The sequence below is a fragment of the Niastella populi genome, assembly GCF_002078015.1.
GTDB lineage: Bacteria > Bacteroidota > Bacteroidia > Chitinophagales > Chitinophagaceae > Niastella > Niastella populi.
In genome coordinates this window covers 119595-137920 of the sequence record NZ_LWBP01000089.1, presented here as the reverse complement: position 1 = coordinate 137920, position 18326 = coordinate 119595, and the positions used below count along the sequence as shown (strand labels likewise).

The window sequence follows — 18326 nt, the reverse complement described above, 5'->3', positions numbered from 1 at the left end:
AGTTGAGACCGGTTCTTTATCGCTTACAAATACAAATTCAGGGATGCGCCGGCGCTCCAGCGACTGCCCGAAGGTAGATATAAAGCCGGTAAGTCGGTTTGACTTCCGTTAGTTGCCTGTTGATATTTAATATTCACTGTACAGCCCAGCCGATGCTTTTTTGAATTTTCTTTCTCTATAAAATTAAATTGTGAAGCGATGCCCCAGCTGTTCTTTTGCCAGTATACATAATCGGTGTACACAACACCCCTGGTAAAATAATTTTCCTGGGTTTTGGGTACCGATAGTTCGTTGGTGAGGGTATGCCTGAATGAAGGCATTACACTAAGCGATAGCGCGCTTTTTCCAGGTTCGCGGCGGTAAAGGGCAGCGTATACATGTGGTGTTATAACCTGCAATTGATGTTTATGTGCTGCTACAATGTCTTCTTTGAACCGCTCCTTATAATCACAGCCGGCGCCGGCTTCTACACTGATGCCTGTGCGCTTTTGCCATAGTTGGCGGTATGAAAGGTTTATTTCGCTTGCGGTGTACTGGTAGCTAGTGCCATTGAATTCGCTTGCCTGGTTCAGCATACTTTCCGTTTCGAAAGTCAATTCCCATTGTTGGCGGTTCCTGCTGCCATTGTGAGTAAGCAATAAATTGCCCAATGTTTTTTCCTGTTGCAGGAAGGCGTACAAAAAATGGTTATTTCTGGTTGATGTGGTATCTAAAGAAATATCTTCCTGCCGAAGTTCGTACCTGCCACTGGCTTGTAATTCCCAGTTTGTGAACCGGGTGGCGTAACTGGCCAGGAAGCCATTTGTTTCATGGTAGCGGTTCAGGTATCTGTCCATTTTACCAATATGACCAAAGCCAAGGCTCATGAAATTATTTCGTTCAATGTATGTTTGATTGCCATTAAAATCTTTGTTTTTATAGGTTATACTGGTAATATCACTTCCCCGGCCCCATATCAAACCGGCGCCCAGTACATTTTTTCCAAAACGTCCCGTTATTTCCGGGCTTAACCGGGTGGAGAATTCTTTACTGTCTGCCCGTGGATCTACTGAACGGGTGGTCCAATGATAGCGGTAATTGCCAGCCATGCCCAGGTATAATTTTTTCTTCCAAAGATTATATGTGGCTGTGGCTGACAAATTAAACAGTTGCTTTTCAAATTTTCCTGCTTTGCCTGCGAAGAAGTAATAGGGCTGGGCTTCGTTGTATTCACCCGCATTTCTCCAGGCAAGGCTGTCATCCCAGCGTTTTTCAAAATCAAACTGACCGGCCAGATAAAAGCGGCCGGTTTTTTTTACACCATCTGTATGAAAACCTGCCACTGTTTGCCGGTAAGCTTCCTGCGATTTATGGAAACTGCCTTGTTCATGGCCTGTGTACAGCTGCGACCGGGCAATGTTGGTAAAATCATTAAAGATCAAATGGGTTGCACCATCATGTGACCATGCCAACTGACGGCTGGTTTGTTTGAATAAATAAATGCTATCGGAAGAAATGATTTGCCGGGCCATCAGTTGAGTGCCCGGCAAACCAAAGAGAAGATATAAAATAAAAGTTCGCATGTTAATAGGTGAAAGAAGCGTCGGTTTTAGAAGGGTCGGCTTTTGCCCTGGTAACAAAATCATTGGCTGAGTTATTGGTATCCTGCAGGATCCGGCGGCCGTTCACTGATCTGGCTGTTTTGCGTACGAGTGATTGAGAAGTGTATTCTCCACCCGACACATTGGTTGGACCGGCATCGAGCGAGTTAGGCAGTCGTTTTGGTACCCGTGAACTTTCTGTAACTCTTTGTAGTTCCACTGCGTCAATAACAAGTTGTACCGGGATCTGTTGATACAGGTTGGTAGTTGGTAATACGGTGGTAATATTGGGCGCTGCAAAGAACGGGAACCCGGTTTTAGGGTCTGCGCCTCCTGTTTTATATAATACGAAGGCGTCGCGGCCGGTGTTCTCAAGTATCATATCGTTTATGGTTGAATAAAATACTTTCAAATTAGGTACGGCCGGATTGTCAACATCCCATTTGTATGGATTGAAAGTGGGTGAGTTGCCGGATTCCGCTCTTTTATAATCAACCAGGTAAGCTTCGAAATCAGCGCCTGAAAGATCGATAGTTAACGCGGGATTGGTAATTTGTTGCATCGTGCCATCATTCAGGTAGTAAGGCGCCGTATGATCAAGGGCGGTTTGCGCTATCACCATGCTTTTGCCAGGCAATACGGGTAATTGTTTGCCTGTACCCGGGATCATGAAAACGGCACGCGCATATACATAATTGGTGTTGGCGTTTGCATCGTTCATGCCCACTGATTTTGTCCAGTCGAATTGATTATTGGGCAAATAGCCGTGCGTTGGATAATTTGCCGAAGTATTATTTACACCGATCAATTGAGCAAAGCAAAGGCTATCGGCATAAAGGGTATCGGTTGAGTTATTATAGATCTCAAAGAACTGATCGCGAAAAACGGCCCCGCTGGAAGTATTAGACCCGGCATAATAGATCTGCTTAAACACCCAGTTGCCAATACGACCTGTAACCAATGGCACCTTGATTTTCGTCTGTTGCTGTGTAATTGATTCATTGGTGATGTTACCATTGAATGCAACGTCCTGCTCCACTACCGTGCCGCTTAATTGCTGATAGGTGCTTCTGGGTATGGAAATGGAGGCTGTAATAGTATAGTGCCCCGGCGTTATACTTTCAAAACTGGCAACGCCATTGATATTGGTATACGTTTCCTTTGTGGTGCCGCTGGTATTATTGGTAATGCGAACCAGGGCGCTGTCTTTTCGTAATCCAATGGAGCTCACTTCGCTGTTATATTCAATAGCAACGCTTAAATTAACCGGAGTAGCCGTGCTGCCAAGGTCTTTCTTCTGACAGGCACAGAACCCTGTCACTATTGTCATCATCAAATACAAACTTCTTTTCATCTTACAGTTAATTATAATTTTAAGTTGATGCCTGCCGTGAGGCTTATTGGTTTTCTTAATTGTGTCGATGTTTGGGTTGCGGGGTTGTAGTACGCCGTTTGGGCGTTCATGAAATTGTAAACGCTGAGGGTGAACCGTAACCGCTGCTGTATTTCTTTTGACAGCCTCATGCTCATATTTGCGTATACCCGGTTATAAATATTATCCACTTCTTTTCTGTTTCCCAGCGACAAATAATTATAATCTGTGTTGCCGGCATCATATTTTTCGATAGCTACATACTGCAGGTTACGATCGATATATCCTACCGGTAATTCAGTGTCTTCCTTATAGTGTTTACGGTTTGCCCAAAATATGTCTGCCGAAAAGCTTACAACAAATCCAAGTGCCGGAATGTGGGTGTCGCTGTTGATCTTTGACATGACCGACCAGTTGCGGTATTCCGTGGGTTGGTATACTCCGTATATCGCTTTGCTGCCCGAATTGATCCATGACTCACTTACAGCGATCAGTTGGAGGTCGGAGCTTTGTTTATACCAACTGTAGCTATAGGCATTACTTACGGTGAAGGCGGTTTGAATAGCTTTTATCTTTGGGATCTTGATCATCCATTCCCCTCCATAGTTCTCCGATTGCAGGCCATTGGTGATCACATGCATTCCGGTTGTTGCATATAAAAAGGATCTTCCGGTAGGATGATAGCTGATCGGCTGGCCAACAACATAGGTGTAACCATATTCGGGAAGCTCTAAAGGATAAAATTTGTCATAACTGTTAAATCCATTGCGGTCAAGCTTTGCATATACAAAAAAGGAAGAGCTGATGTACCGGGATGAATATTGCAGGCCGGCCTCAAATTGCGAGGAAAGGGCCGGTTTTAAGTTACTATTGTCGGTGTCGATTTTTTCTGTATATACTAAGTACAGGTTTTCGTTTGGTTGTCCTGTGTACAAACTTAATAACGGGATATCCAGCCAGGTGGGGGCGGGGTATCGATGGGCGAGTGTGGGCGATTTTGTAGCAATGCCATACCCGGCCGTCAATTCCAGGGCTTTGTTAAGTGGGTATGAAACGTTGATACGCGGCTGCCAGGCGCCAAATCCGTTCTGTAGGCTGTACCGTATACCTGTTGCAATTTTCATGCGTGATGAATGAATGGGCAGGCTGATATTATTCTGGATATAAAAACCTGCGTTCAATATGTCGGGCACCATTTTTTCATAATCATAGGGCCGTTCGTTTTGATTGTTTTGACCGATCCAACGCGGCCGGTCGGGGTTTACCACTATTCCTGCTCCTTTATTGTCGGCATATGAAACGTCCATACCAATCGATAGCTGATGACTTAGTTTGCCGGTTTTAAATGATGCGTTGCTATGTATGTTGCCCGAAATGTTTACCGGTTTCCCTATCACGCGCTCCTCGGCCAGGTAAGCGCCGGGAAGAAAATAACCCTCGTATATGCCGGTAGTGTCTTTATTAGCCAGTCCTTTGGGCGGACCATTTAATAACCATTGGTTGTAACTGTCCTGGTAACCGCCGGAATAAGAAAAGGTAATGTCGGCCTGATTGAACAACATATTCGGTAAAGAGATGCTGGTTCGGTTGGTGATGCCGAGGTTGCGGCTTTTTGAATAGGTCCGGTGCCTGGCGCCATCATCAGGATCTTCTTTTACATTATCGAGTTTTGTATTGTAGTCAACAGAAAATGTGTTTTTCGTTTTGCCGAACCAGGTAGTCCACATTAAACCGCCCGAAATGCGGTTGTATTTTTTTACCCGGTCGCGCGGGTCTGCGTTGCTGTTGAGGTAGGTGAGGCTGGTATTGACCGCGCCCCATTTTTTTCCTAAGGCAAAGCCTTTAGAAAGTGAGAACTCGGTGGAACCGCCATTGATGCGGGAATTCAATTGCCATCTTGTTTTTCCCGCCTGCCGGGTAATGATCACCGCCCCGCTGGTCAATTCGCCGTATCGTGCGGGCGCCACGCCCTGTATCACTTCAATGCTTTCAATATTATCAACCGGAATGTCGCGAAGGTCGATGCCCGTAAAAGGTACATCAAATGCATCGAGTTGATAGCCTTTTATGGATGAACTACCCATGCCAAATCGCGACAGGCTTCTGTTCTGCATATTTGCATCGTTCGATATGCGAACCCCATCCATAATAATGGCAGTTCCCAGTGAGTTGGCCATGGCATGGTTGCCTTCTGCACTTGTTCGCAGGGTCAGGGTGTTGGGTCTTTGTAAATCGGTCGGCACCGTCGTTTTCCCCGGCAGGTAATTCAATACATCGGCTAAACTAAATGCCTGGATCTGTTCTATCGTTTCGCGATTGAAGAGAATGGAGGAAGGCGTAATACCGCCCTTACGGGTTACCGATACTTCCACCTCGGCCAGCGTAAGGCTTTTGTCGCGCAGTATAATGGTAACTGGTGAGTTGGCGCTGATGGTGCGCGTTACGGTCTCTTTTCCTACATGGCTTATTACTACCTGCCAGCTTTTATTATTACCGGTAACGGAAATGGTAAAGGTGCCGTTGGTTGCACTGCTGGTTTGCACATCGAGCCCGGGAATGCGAATGGTGGAGAAGGGGAGCGCCTTTCCGGCTGTATCCATAACCCTGCCTTGCAACTGCATGGTTTGGGCACAGAGGTCAGGTGAAACATGGTACAATAAAATAAATAGAACGAGTTGTCTGATCGGTTTGGGCATCGGGAATTGCTATAATGCAAAAATGGTCCCTTTTCGAAGGACCATATTACCCATACCGGGAAATTCATTTACGAAAAAAGAAAAATACAATAGTATCGTTATGTGTTTATGCAAACTGCCGGCGAAAATTTCTTTGCAATGGTAACGCCGGTTGCAATAAACCGTATACTACCCAGTTACCTGTAATTATTCAACTACAGTGATACCGGTTGCTGTAAACCTGATCTCTTTCTTAGGCTGGGTAATGGCGTTAATTTCCGCCTGTGATTTTTTGGCGTCTTTGGCGTAGTGCTGCAACTCATCAACCGATGTGGTGAGCATCTTTACTTCGCCATCCATCACGATGGTCTTTCCCTTTACCGCCACAGGCAGAAAGAACCCGTAGTCTTTCATTTTTACAAATGCCGTGGTGCTGTCGTTAACGGCCAGCTTTAACCAGCAGCCTTTTTTCGGACAAACATCCAGCACTTTCGCTTTTACTTTGGTGTTGAACGACTCCTTCTCATTGAGCTTCGCCGGAATTTGCGCAATGTCGATCGCATTTTCGGTATGTATTTTCTCGCCATACCAGTCGCCGGGTTTTGCATCACCGGCCGGTGGTTGTGCTGATGCTTTTATAAAGCTAAAGGCAACAAGTGCCGTGAGGATGATTTGTTTCATATTGCAAAAATAGAGAAACTGCTGTTTCGGGGTGATACCTTCTGTAAAACATTTGTCTTATTTGGTGAAAACAAAAAAGTGCCACACTTTCAAAGTGTGGCACTTTTTGCCTATTGCTTTACGATCTTTACAGTTTTAACACTGTTATCGGTACGATTTAATTTAATAATATATACACCGGCATTCAGTGATTGAATGTTTATGGTGCTGCCCGGTTTGGTCACTTTCATCAATTCGCGGCCGCCAAGGTCATACACGGTCAGTGTTTGTACTTTTTCATACCCTTTAAGGTACAGCTGGTTGCGTACCGGATTGGGCGCAATGCTCAGGGCGCTGTTTTCCGCCGCTGCCAGCTGCTGTTCTATGTTCTGTGTAGCCAGGCGCGCCGATAAATTACTGGTGATGGTTAAGTAATTTATGTTGAACCCGCCGGTTGCCGTAGCAATGCCGATAGGGTAAGTACCTGCAGGCAGGTTTACATTATGCGCTACGGTGGTCCAGTTTTGCCAGGCGCCGGTATTGGGAATGGTTACCGAACCCAGTTGCGTTGTTCCGGCGTCTTTTTCCAAACGCAGGGTCATGCCGCTGTTGGGGCTCGCTACACGGTAGATAACGCGATAGGTGCCAGCAACGGGGATGGTTACGTTGTACGACATCCAGTCACCGGCTTCTATATAACCAACATTCAAACCGCCGCCCGCATCGGTGGTGGCTTCTGTTTGCACACCCGCCATATAAGTATAATCTTCCGCCTGTATAACCGTTGAGAAAGCGGAAGAATTCGTTTCCACTTTCAGTGATGAGGTAGAATCATTGAAGTTATCGTCGACCAGGCAGGCGTCTTCCCCGGTCTTAACTATTGCGCCTCCGCCAAAATTGTCGTGTTTGTAAAGCGTAACCTTATATCCACTGTTTACTTTTATCGAGGAAATGTCGTCATTCAAAATACCCAGTGCATTCAGCTGGCTTAGGGTATATGAGCCTGCATTCAGGCCCACTGCCGAACCGCCATAGTTGCAATCTTTATAAACGGTTGCCACGCCGCCTGATGTTCCGCCGGGATAACCACCCACAGTGATGGTTGCGCGGATGGGCGATGAAGCGTTGATGGTCGATGATTTATCGAACACATCGTCGTAACAGAACGAGTAGGTAAGGCTGTTCAGACTGATATCGGGCTGATGCCAGAATTTGCAGTACCAGTTGTATGGTGCCGTTACATAGTATTTCGATTCGTTGGCCAGGTCCTGCATAGCGCCGTTGCCAAGGTTGAGATCGATGGCATGGCGGTTGATCGCTGCGCAAACCTGCGCCTGCACTACTTTGTCCCACTGGCCGCCGCTGGCCAATACACCACTGCCTTCCATGGCTTCGGTATTGGTGGGTTTGTTGGCTATTACACCAACCGCGCCGTCTGAGGTACGGGTGAACGTAAATACGTTACCTGAAACGCGGCCGCTCCAGATGCCTGCATCGCCGGCGTTGAATACCAGGTTCTCATTCCTGTATTTGGCCCAGATGGCATCGATGTACGAACCAAAGTAATTGGCCTGTGCTCCGCTTTGGAAAGCGCTTGTTTTCGACGGGAATTTAATAATGCCATTGGTGGCGTCGTAACAACCGGCAAAGGCGGCCGGCGCCTGTGCCTGCCATTGCGCCAGGATCTGCGCGTGTGTTTTTATTTCACCTACTTTTTTGTAGAACCCGTTATTGCCCCATACTTCAAGCCCCATGGGGTATTGGTACGAATCGACCCTTGTTGTATTGGCCCATAAGCCATTGGCCGCGTTGGTGAGCTCAATCATTTCGAACCGGATGCCCTGGTTGGGATCGGTAGGATTGGCGAGGTTGGGCGCCGCATAACCACTGGGCGCACCCGATGCGCCAAAGAAGTACAGGTATAATTGTGAATTGAACGAGATCAATATGCGGCAGCCTGCGATGCCGGGCATATTGATGGTTTTGTTGGGGATCTCGCTCAGTTTTGCAAAACAGTTGGCATAACGGCCATTGCCGCCGGGTCCCTGGTTGCCGCCAATTACCGGTCCTGCAACTGTGTTGTCTGAAGCGCTCATCGGCCGCACCGCGCCTGTTTTGGTATCGATCCACACGTGATTATCGTTGATGATACCAACAACTGCCACATACACGTTGGCATCGCTGAAAGCCGAATTGTTGTTGAATGTAAAGGGTACTACCGGCTGGCTCCATGTATTGCCGGTAAAGAGAAAGGAAAGTAGTACAAGTGCCAGCCGGCGGCCTGTACATACTGCTTTGAGTAGAAAAGGTTTCGTCGTTTTCATAAAGAAATGTTAGTTAAACGGATATTTGGGTAAAATTACCCTTTAATATCACGATAACTTTCTTTGTGGAAAAGTAACGGACCATTACAGCTACTGATAGCAGTTACATGGCATTGAATATTTGTATTGCAATAATGTGTGGCTAAATATCATTTGCAGTAACCAGGGCTTTTGTAGGCAGGCGGCAAACCTCGGCGCGGCGTACGTCGGCAAACGGCAGACGTGAAACGGCAAACTTCAGCGTTTCACGTTTCACGATTGCCGATTCACGAAGCGCCACCCCCTCATTCATTAGTTCGTTAGCTTGTAAATAGCAGGCACTTCCAGTCCTTCGATCTTTGCAGCTTTGGAAGCAGTGGCCGTTAACGGATCAACGGCATAGATGCGCGATTCACCGGCGATAGTGGAAGTAACGGATACATATACTTTCCCATCCTCTAACAATCCCTGCGATCCATACTGCCCGCCATGATCGGGAATGTCGGTCACTATTTTAACCGTTTTATTGTTCAGGTCAATAATGGCTACCTGGCAAATAGGATTTTCTACGTCAAAGGTACCCCAGCCAACCGCTGTATCTGTGCCCGCTTTTTGCATCCTGGCCACCAGCAAACCGCTGCCGGCATAGGTTGCTGACAATAGTTTGGCGCCGTTGGAGGCGGTTTCTACATCAAAGAACCAGGAAGGGTCGAAGGCTGTTTGCCCGCTGTTGATGCGCAGGATGCCCGATTTTTTTGTTGCCTGCGTATAACCCGACGACAGCGAACTGGGTGAGAACGTATAAATATCACCGTTTTCCGTTTTAATCATATTCACCTGGTTTCCGTAATAACCGATCGGACCGGTGCGGGTATCTTTTATGATAGCAATGGAATCCAGTCCGGGATAAGAATATATGGCTACATAAGCGGTATCGGTAAGGTCGGTACTCCAGCTTACGCCGTCGAGCGGATAGAAAGAAACATACATTTTGTTATCATTTACCACAATGGAGGTTGGCCATTTGTTCAGCACATCCGAGGGATCGCGCATGTATAAGGGCGTCAGTTTCTTTTTCTTTATCCTGATGTTACGGGTATCTATCAGTTGGATCTGGCAATCGTAGCTGCCGCCACCCCAGGGCGCGCCTATAGCAATAAGGGTGCTGTCGTCGCCCTTCCCGAAGCAGTCCATACGTTCAAAGGAGATCCTGCCTTTTTCGTACAGGCGGCCGCCTTCGGCCAGTGAGTAACCAATGCCTACGTTGTTTGTGCCATAACTAAAGCTCATAACCGTATTACCGGTGGTGCCAAAATAACACCAGGCCAGTTGTTCGATGCCGTTACCGGTTGACGATATGGTTTGATAACCCGTGCTGATGCTATTGGCAGTAAGCAGGTAGTCGGTAGTGCTGTTTCCGCTTCCCTGGGTGCGTAAGGCAAGAACGTAGTTACCGCCTTCCTGCAGGAACTTCTTTTTTTCTTTATAACAACCGCTCAGCACCAGGGCTGCGGTTAAGAGGAACAAAAATGAGCGCGTATATTTTGAGTTTTGACTGAACATGGTGAAAGGCTTTGCTATGAAAAAAATTAGTTATGTAAAAAGTATCTCAGCTTTACATTGAATGCGCGGCCGGGTTTCTGCAACCTGAAATTGTCATATACTTTTACATTGCCTATGTTGGCGCATTGTACGGCAATATTGTACCTGCCATTTTGGAGAGACCAGGTTACTGTTGCATCCTGCGTGAATTGTTGCGGAATGATGAATTTGCTTTCTGTGCTGCCCTGGCTTGGCCAGAAGAGATAAAACTTCTCTGTGAAATTTCCGCCTATGCCAATGGTAAGCGCATCATGGTCATAGAACGCTTTTTTAAACCGGTATGCTGCATCGAAGCTGCCGAATAAATATGGCATGTTCGGTAAGCGGTCCCAGTAAATATAGTTAGGAAGGCCCTGCTCATATGTTTTTATGTTGAGGGTATTCTGGTAAGTGCTGTTCACTTCGAGCGTTAAGGCATCGTTGTACGTATAGCGTACGCCCCATTCAATACCGGATGTTCTTACGCTGTCGAGGTTCGAATACCGGCTTGTTTGTCCGTCCGATTCAAGCCTGATGAAATCGCCTGATTTGCGGTACAGGTAATTCACCTCGCCTTCGAATTTGTGTTTGCCAAAAGTTTTTGCCAGTGACAAACCAACGTTTACGTTATGACTGTGCTCAGGTTTCAGGTAAGGGTTGTTCTGTAACAGCAATCCGTTACCGAACATTTCTTCGCCTTCGGGCAAACGCCAGGTGCTTTCATAGGAAGCTTTTACCTGTGCAAACGGGAAGATGAACCAGGTGGCGGCAACGCCATAGCCCGATTTGTTATAACTGCTGCTCATACTTTCATGCGTTCCCCATTCAGCTTCAACCGTGCTGGCCCGCATGCTGAAGAGTTTGGTGAACACTGTTGCGGAAAACCGGTTGTTCAGGGTGGCATATCTATAGGCCAAACCGGTTACATGCTTCGATAAGGTGTTGGGCTCGCTGAAGGGGATCGGATCAACGGCAATAGGATCTTCCCCTTTCCGGCGGGCATACGAATAATTATGGTTCAGGCTAAAGCTATGCTGTTTATTTATTTCATAGGAAAGGTTAGCGTTAGCGAGCGCGTTGCGGTCGTTGAACCTGAATTCCGTTTTGTAGTAAGAGATCTCGCCCGAGTTGCTGCCGAATGTTTTTACGATGTAATTGCCGTGCCAGTCGTACTTGCGGGAGCTGGTATCGGTAATGCCTGTTTTCACAAAGCTCATATTGGCATTGGCCAGTACCGTTAGCCCTTTTATAAACAGGTTCTCTTTTTTATACTTGAAGGTAGGAATAAGTGATTCGCTGCTGTTGAAAACATGGCCGGCCACCAGGTCCATGTTCATACCGGTTTGCACTTCTTTTCTGTTTTCGGCCACGATCAGGCCAAACAACAGCTTGTCGGCAAACTGCCTGTTTACAAAGCCGGCTTCTACCTGGCCCATGTGAGAGCGGTAGGCATCGTGAAACCTTTTTATTTTTACCGGTTCGCCATAAATGCCGGTTTGGGCATCGGGTATTTGTACATTTATTTTATAGTCGTTGTCGGAATAATTATAGAAACCATTCACGTTAACTGTAAAACCGTTATTGAAAGTATAGCGTGAATTTAAAGAGGCGCGGTGGGTATTGAACGAACCGATGCTATAGGAAGCGTCGAGGTATTGTTTTATTTTCTGGTTGGTGATTACGTTAACGGCCCCGCCCAGGGCATCGGTACCTAAAGAAATTGGTACTACGCCTTTGTATACTTCAATTCTTTCGGCCATATTGATGGGCAGGTTGTTCAGCGACAGGGCAGAACCGAAATTGTCCATCGGCATGCCATCTAAAAAAAAGCGTACCTGTTTGCCGGTAAAACCGTTCAGGGAGAAAGAGTAGTTGGAACCCAGTCCGCCTTCTTCCCTGATCTTGATACCGGTTGTATGGTTCAGTACCTGGTTGATGTCTTTGGGCGTATTATGGAGCCGGGTAGCGTCGATAGCAGTTACCGTATAGGCTTGTTGCTTTACCGCACGCAGGTCTGATCTTCCGGTAACCGTAACATTGGTCAGTTGTTTATTGGCGGCTTTCAGCGAAACAGCGGGCTGGGTGGTTTTGCCGGCGTTCACTTTTACGGTATGCGTTACCGGTTCATGCCCGATAAGAGTGATCACCAGTTCGTATGATCCGGGTTGCAGGTTGGCAATGCGGAAAATGCCATGTTCATCGGTAGTAACGGTTATTTGTTTGGCAGCAAGCAGAACGGAAGCTGCCGGTGCAGGTTTGCCATCGGCGTTCAATACCACACCTTTAATGGAACCTGTGTTTTCCTGTGCCGTTGCGGTAAGCGCCATACAAATGCACAGGAGTAAAAAAGCTACAATTTTGTTCATAATGAATGCTCAGACTTTGGTTACTGTAAATCGGCGCGAAAGTATTGGCATTCATGGTAAATGGGGGTAGCGATCGGGAAATCCGTTTACGAAAGCCGTAAAATCATTGACGGATAATCAATAACCAGCATGTGAGCGGGCTAAAGGTGGCGTTTGAGATCGCATGGGGGAGTGGGCGCTCGCCTGTTTGGGTAAGCGCAGCGGTTTCAACCTGCGGTCTTTCAATTGTGTCAATGCCGATCACAGGGCAGGGGATGCCGCAGGTATAAAAAAATAAGGGTACGGATCATACAAATCAGGAAAACGGTGTAATTAAAAACGGGACATTTTGGTGAAATGGGATTAGGGACAGAAAGTTAAATCTTTCAAAGGTGTGAACATGAGGCGATCCGGATAGCTGAGTTGCTATTTTCCCTACTGCAAACCAAATCTCAACCGGATGAGATATTCATAACAGAGTTGCCAGCTTTCTTAGGATCGTGGATCTATCCTGGTTTTTCAATAATTTCTTTTCTATAAGGATCTATTGCTGACGATATAAGAGGTTACTTGTAAGTTACAACAAAATTTAATACAACAATAAAATAGCATATGAAATAATGTTGACGTTAGTATCTTTTGATTTTGATCAAACTATAAAAGTTGATTCTACATTTTTATCAGCTTTTGTGTGCCTAACCGCTTTTGCTGTTTATATACCGTTACATAACAGTTGCCTGGCGCCGGATTACTGACGTTGATCATATTGATGCCCTGTTCTACATATAAGTGGCACTGGCTGGCAATAAAAAGAATAAAGCCATCTGCCTTTTGGCAGATGGCTTAGTGAGAACCCATCAATTCGTTACGATCAACTTAATACGGGAATTTTTAAATATGCTTCTGTATAAACCATTCCCGATTTATATAACTGTTCTTTTTGTTGCTGTGTAATATCGAAATCCGTGGCGGCAATGCCGAAGTCATCGATCTTCACCGATCGTTGCTCCATGGCCGGGTCGTTGGCAAAATCGATCACCTGCGAATCGAGCAGGGTTTCGAACAATGCTTTACAGTATGCAATAGGCTGATCGTACGTTAATGTATTCGGTTTTTTATTCCCGTTCTTATCATACAGGAAAAAGCCCAGCGTCTGGGGGTTCTCGGGGTTTTGCGGCGTATCGAAGATCGTGAGCGGATAATTCAGCACCACACCGCCATCTACATAAATATGATCATCGGGCAGGTTATTGCTGAACTTCCAGGCTTTGAAGAACATGGGGATCGACATCGATGCGCGCACCGCTTCCGCAACAGGCACATCGGGCGTATCGAGATGCGAGAACTGTTTTACGTTATACATATTGAGGTCGGTTGCAAATACGAACAACCCGATGCCGTTTTGATTGTAGAGGTCGGCAAAAGTGGCGGCGGCACCCTTGGGTGTACGGGCAGCGATCATTTTCTGGATCCACGCAAGAAAGGTATTGCCTTTATACAAACCGTAATCTGTTGCCAGGCGAAGCGGATCCCAGCCGTCTTCGAACTGTTTAAAATCCATTCCCATAATGATAGATCTTATTTCGGGCGCGGTATAACCCAATGCTACCAGCGTGGCGGTAATGGCGCCGGCCGAAGTGCCCGCTACCTGTTTTATGTGGGGAAGAATTCCGCAATCGGTCAATACCTGCAGGGCGCCCGCATAGGCAATTCCTTTTACCCCGCCACCTTCAAATACGAGGTTGGTGTAATTGTAAGACATCGTGTACATTTTAATGGTTAATGTGATAAGAACAATAACAGGCCCCGGCCCGATCAGGCGGATCGGTCTGTTGCCAACATGGGTTATTCCCGGTTAGGCAAAAGAGTGATTAACCAATCTGGTAACGCAAGATACCGCAAGAACAATTTTGCGCGCCTTGTTTGAAGGCCGGGTTCAATTTTTAGGGATATAAGTTGATTTTGATCATTTTTATCGGTGTTTCAACTACGCTTCTCTGTCTACGTTCTTCTTTCTGGTTACTTATTTGTCGATTTGTCAACTTATTCACGGCAATACAAAATTACCTTATTGGTAGAATGGCTGCATTTAAATGAATGCCAATGGCAGGTTTATGTATGCGAATACCGGAAGATGGAGGGGGAAGTGACCGGTTGCCGGTTGCTGGTTGCCAGGTTGCCAGTTGGCGGTTACTGGGCACCGGTTGCCGGTTACGGTTGCTGGTTGTTGGTTACAGGTGAGCATGTATTGTAATTGCCTGTAACCCGCGGAGCGGGGTAACTATCAGATCTTATCGATCTTCTTTTCAATGGTTTGTTTATCCGTTAGTGTTTTCGCCAGCGATAGCGCCTTTTCAAAATGCTGCTTTGCTTTCGTATTGTCGATCCCCGTATATAGTTCACCCAGTAACGTATAATAAAAATGGTTGTTGGTCAGGTTTAGTTTTTCCGCTTCAATAATGGCTTCCTCTTTGCCATTGGCTTTGGAGAGGGCGAAAGTGCGGTTAAGCGCAGCAATGGGAGCGTATTCGATTTGCAGCAACTGGTTATAGAGTTGTAAAATGTTTTCCCATTTTTCTTTGGTATCGTCCTTTTGCGTATTCCAGTAAGCGATGGCAGCTTCGAGGTGATAACGCGAGAGTTGGGTACCGGTGGCAGACTGGTTCAGGAAGTAACCGCCTTTGCTTATGAGGTCGGCATCCCACAGGGTGGTGTCCTGTTCTTCGTATAAGATCATTTCGCCATTCCGGTTCAACCGGGCTTCAAAACGCGAGGCATGAAAACACATGAGTGAAAGCAATGCGTTTACCGGCGGTTTGTTGGTATGTTTATTTTCTACCAGCATATAACAAAGCCGCATGGCCTCGAAGCACAGTTCTTTTCTAACGGTTCTGTTATTGCTGATGGAATAATATCCTTCGCTGAACAACAGGTAAAGCGTTGCCAGCACAATGGCGAGGCGGTCGTCTATTTCGGCCATACCGGGAAGTGCTATGGGAATATTTTCTTCTCTTAATTTTTCTTTGGCGCGGTACAGGCGTTTGTTGATGGTTTCTTTCTTGGTTAGAAAGGCGTCGGCAATTTCTTCAATACCAAAACCGCAAAGGATGCGCAGCGATAAACCTATTTGGGCTTCTGGCGCAATTGACGGGTGGCAGATGGCAAACATCATTTGCAACTGGCTGTCGATAATGTTCTGCGGCGAAAGATCGATCTCGTATTCCGGAAGTGTGGATGCATTTTCGCGCAGGGCCGTTTCGGGAATCACCTTGTTGTTGAAGGTGGCCTGCCGGTGCAGAAAATTCCGCGCTTTGTTTTTGGCCACGGTGTACAGCCACGCCACAGGATGTTCGGGAATGCCCTGCAAACCCCAGGTTTGCGTGGCGCTCATAAAGGTATCGCTGGCAATGTCTTCGGCTGTTTCAATTTCATCAAAGCCAAAACGTTTACATAATACGGCTATGATCTTCCTGTATTCGGTTCTGAATAAATGCGGTATTAATTCCATAAAGGCAAATGTGATAATGTGATAATTCGATAATTAGCTGATTAGCTATTGTGCTAATGCTTTATGTTCAGCAGATCCTACTAAATGTAAGCTCAACGTAAGCTCACGCGCAAGCACCCACCAAACTGTATTCCATTATCACATTATCGAATTATCACATTAGCTAATTAATTTTCACTTATTTCTCTCACCTCCACGTTGCCACCCTGTTTTAAAATGGGACAGCCCTTTGCCAGTTCGATGGCCGCTTCGTAAGAATCTGCTTTTACGATAGAGTAACCGCCGATCGATTCCTTTATTTCCGCATAAGGGCCATTGGTGATGGTACTGTCGCCTTTGAGCACCCTGCCCGTTCCTTCGAGGCGGTTACCGACACCGGCTAATTTGTTTTGCGCTGCAATGCTGCCGATCCAGTCCATCCAGCGTTTCGACATCGCCTGCATTTCTTCGGGGGTGCGGTTGGGCATCAGGCTAAAATCGGCCCGGAAAACAAGTAAGTAGTCCTTCATGTTTTGTTGTTATAGTGTTTTGCTCCCTTGTTAATGCACGCCGTCGTCTTTGGCGATCTTTCTGACTTCCACGCTATTGCCTTCGCCCTGCAGCACCGGGCAGCCTTTAGCGAATTCAACGGCTTCTTCAAATGAATCGGCTTTTACGATCATTTGTCCGCCCAGCGTTTCCTTTATTTCGCCGAAGGGGCCGTCGGTTACCACGCCGTGCCACCGCACTACTTTACTGCCTTCGAACAACAAACCGGTGCCCTTCACGAATTTACCTTTTGCCGAAATGGTGCCGATCCAGTCCATGGTTTGTTTCATCCATACCTGCATTTGTTCGGGTGAAGCGATCTTGCTGCCGTCTTCATGCCGTAATAGCAACATGTACTCATCCATTTTTTTTCAAATTTTAATTTGTTATTGAATATAAATGTTATACTTATATAACAAACGGGGTTGGTTGATTTGGACAAGGATGGTAAAAAAAGTTGATAGAGGTGATAAAGTTGATATTGTTGATAGAGGATTTCTGTGCATCATATTGATTAATAGTTGTCAGGTTGAACATTTGAGTATTTCCTTTATCAACTTTTAAACTTTTCAACTTATCAACCCGGCGCCCGCCGCCACGCCGCTCATGTATTCTAATTTTTCTTTCCCGCTTTATGTCGTAACTTATAAGACACTTTTTAAAAACTAAGCTATGAGAAAAGCAGCGTTAACCGGTCTGGTATTCGTTGCGTGTGCGTTCGCAACGAATGCCCAACTCTCCGTTACACCCAGAGTGGGTATTGAACAAGCTTTCACCTGTGTAAAGTACAACAACACTTCCCGCATTAATCCCATGAGTGCAAATTTCTCACCTCAGGTTGGCCTCAGGGCAGATTACCTTTTTAATAAACGGCATGGGCCGTTTGTAGGCCTGGCTTCGAACCGTTCCCTTGTAACATATGAATTCACCAATCCTGAAACAGGTGACAAAGAATTTTCTTCTTCTAATGGCGACTGGAAACTCCGGCTTGAAGCCGGCTACCAGGTTAGCAGCAAAGCCATTGCTTTGGGAAAGCATTCCAAAGCAAAAACAGCGCCGGTAAAAGCCGGCAATCCATGCGCTGCACGTAAAATGATGATGGCGCAGGCAGCAGCCGCCAAAAAACCAGTGATGAATATGCGCATTCAGCCATTTGTGGGAATGGCATTTGTACCTGATCCGCAAACCGCCATCACAAGTATCATGAGATCGAACGAAACTGTTTACCAGTACAGCGCCGGTAACTGGACCTCGGCCTTTATGACCGGTGTTAACCTGGCATTTGCCAAAGGCGATGTGAACAAGTATGTGGTAGGTATTCAATACCTGAGGGGTATTGGAAATCTGAATAATGAATCATTGACCACGCCGCTCGATGGCAAAGAACTGAATACGCAATTATCGTCTTCTGCATCGGCCTGGAATATTACCGTAGGTATGCCATTGAATTTTACGAAAAGCAAACCCGTAGCGCAAAAAGCAGGGGCTCCTCAAAAGCCGGCGCCTGCCATGCAAAAGGTAATTGTGCAACCGAAACAAACCCCGGCAGCAGCACCGGCAGAAAAGCCGAAGAAAAGTTGCGGGTACTATCAGAAGAGATGCGGAAGATCAATGTGATAATGTGATAATATGCTAATGTGATAATTCTTTAGGTTCGGCATGCTCATTTTCCGGAACAGTACGCTAAGCAGCGGGTAAGCAGTTTTTGCGTCAACATTTATAACCGCGTCAGCATCCCCGATACTGTATTCCATTATCGAATTAGCACATTAGC

Annotated in this window: 13 protein-coding genes; 2 read left to right on the top strand and 11 right to left on the bottom strand. The window is 46.4% G+C overall.

What is annotated here, in order from left to right; all coding sequences use genetic code 11:
- Positions 1-23 precede the first annotated feature (23 nt).
- The 8 genes from A4R26_RS09720 to A4R26_RS09685 all read right to left on the bottom strand — a co-directional run bounded on the left by A4R26_RS09720 (position 24) and on the right by A4R26_RS09685 (position 14278).
- A complete protein-coding gene (locus A4R26_RS09720; protein WP_081163589.1) occupies positions 24-1562 on the bottom strand; it encodes a DUF6850 family outer membrane beta-barrel protein in 1539 nt (512 codons plus the stop codon).
- Between the two features lies 1 nt (position 1563).
- The gene (locus tag A4R26_RS09715; protein ID WP_081163588.1) at positions 1564-2934 is read right to left on the bottom strand and encodes a DUF4876 domain-containing protein; all 1371 of its coding nucleotides are present in this window, start codon (positions 2932-2934) and stop codon (positions 1564-1566) included.
- Positions 2935-2945: 11 nt separating this feature from the next.
- Positions 2946-5573, bottom strand: a complete 2628-nt coding sequence (locus A4R26_RS09710) for a TonB-dependent receptor (RefSeq protein ID WP_278248413.1) — start codon at positions 5571-5573, stop codon at positions 2946-2948.
- A 261-nt stretch (positions 5574-5834) separates the two neighbouring features.
- Complete coding sequence (locus A4R26_RS09705; RefSeq protein ID WP_081163586.1) at positions 5835-6308, bottom strand: DUF4920 domain-containing protein; 474 nt, start codon at positions 6306-6308, stop codon at positions 5835-5837.
- Positions 6309-6418: 110 nt separating this feature from the next.
- Complete coding sequence (locus A4R26_RS09700) at positions 6419-8611, bottom strand: beta-1,3-glucanase family protein (protein ID WP_081163585.1); 2193 nt, start codon at positions 8609-8611, stop codon at positions 6419-6421.
- Positions 8612-8902: 291 nt separating this feature from the next.
- The gene (locus A4R26_RS09695; RefSeq protein ID WP_081163584.1) at positions 8903-10153 is read right to left on the bottom strand and encodes a DUF4374 domain-containing protein; all 1251 of its coding nucleotides are present in this window, start codon (positions 10151-10153) and stop codon (positions 8903-8905) included.
- Between the two features lie 26 nt (positions 10154-10179).
- A complete protein-coding gene (locus A4R26_RS09690) occupies positions 10180-12537 on the bottom strand; it encodes a TonB-dependent receptor plug domain-containing protein (RefSeq protein ID WP_081163583.1) in 2358 nt (785 codons plus the stop codon).
- An 850-nt stretch (positions 12538-13387) separates the two neighbouring features.
- Positions 13388-14278: a patatin-like phospholipase family protein gene (locus tag A4R26_RS09685; protein ID WP_165760213.1), complete on the bottom strand. Its 891-nt coding sequence runs from the start codon at positions 14276-14278 to the stop codon at positions 13388-13390.
- A gap of 273 nt (positions 14279-14551) precedes the next feature.
- On the opposite strand from A4R26_RS09685, the gene A4R26_RS09680 reads away from it, so the two are divergent.
- Positions 14552-14770, top strand: coding sequence for a hypothetical protein (locus A4R26_RS09680; protein ID WP_133054609.1), 219 nt, complete (start codon positions 14552-14554; stop codon positions 14768-14770).
- Positions 14771-14800: 30 nt separating this feature from the next.
- On the opposite strand, the gene A4R26_RS09675 is transcribed toward A4R26_RS09680, so the two are convergent.
- From A4R26_RS09675 to A4R26_RS09665, 3 genes are all read right to left on the bottom strand, one after another.
- Complete coding sequence (locus tag A4R26_RS09675) at positions 14801-16024, bottom strand: RNA polymerase sigma factor (protein WP_081163580.1); 1224 nt, start codon at positions 16022-16024, stop codon at positions 14801-14803.
- Positions 16025-16191: 167 nt separating this feature from the next.
- On the bottom strand, positions 16192-16533 hold the full coding sequence (locus A4R26_RS09670) for a YciI family protein (protein WP_081163579.1): 342 nt from the start codon (positions 16531-16533) through the stop codon (positions 16192-16194).
- A 30-nt stretch (positions 16534-16563) separates the two neighbouring features.
- Positions 16564-16917, bottom strand: a complete 354-nt coding sequence (locus tag A4R26_RS09665) for a YciI family protein (protein WP_081163578.1) — start codon at positions 16915-16917, stop codon at positions 16564-16566.
- A 307-nt stretch (positions 16918-17224) separates the two neighbouring features.
- Here A4R26_RS09665 and A4R26_RS09660 point away from each other — a divergent pair, with 307 nt between their 5' ends.
- Positions 17225-18169, top strand: a complete 945-nt coding sequence (locus tag A4R26_RS09660) for a hypothetical protein (RefSeq protein WP_081163577.1) — start codon at positions 17225-17227, stop codon at positions 18167-18169.
- Positions 18170-18326: the final 157 nt, after the last annotated feature.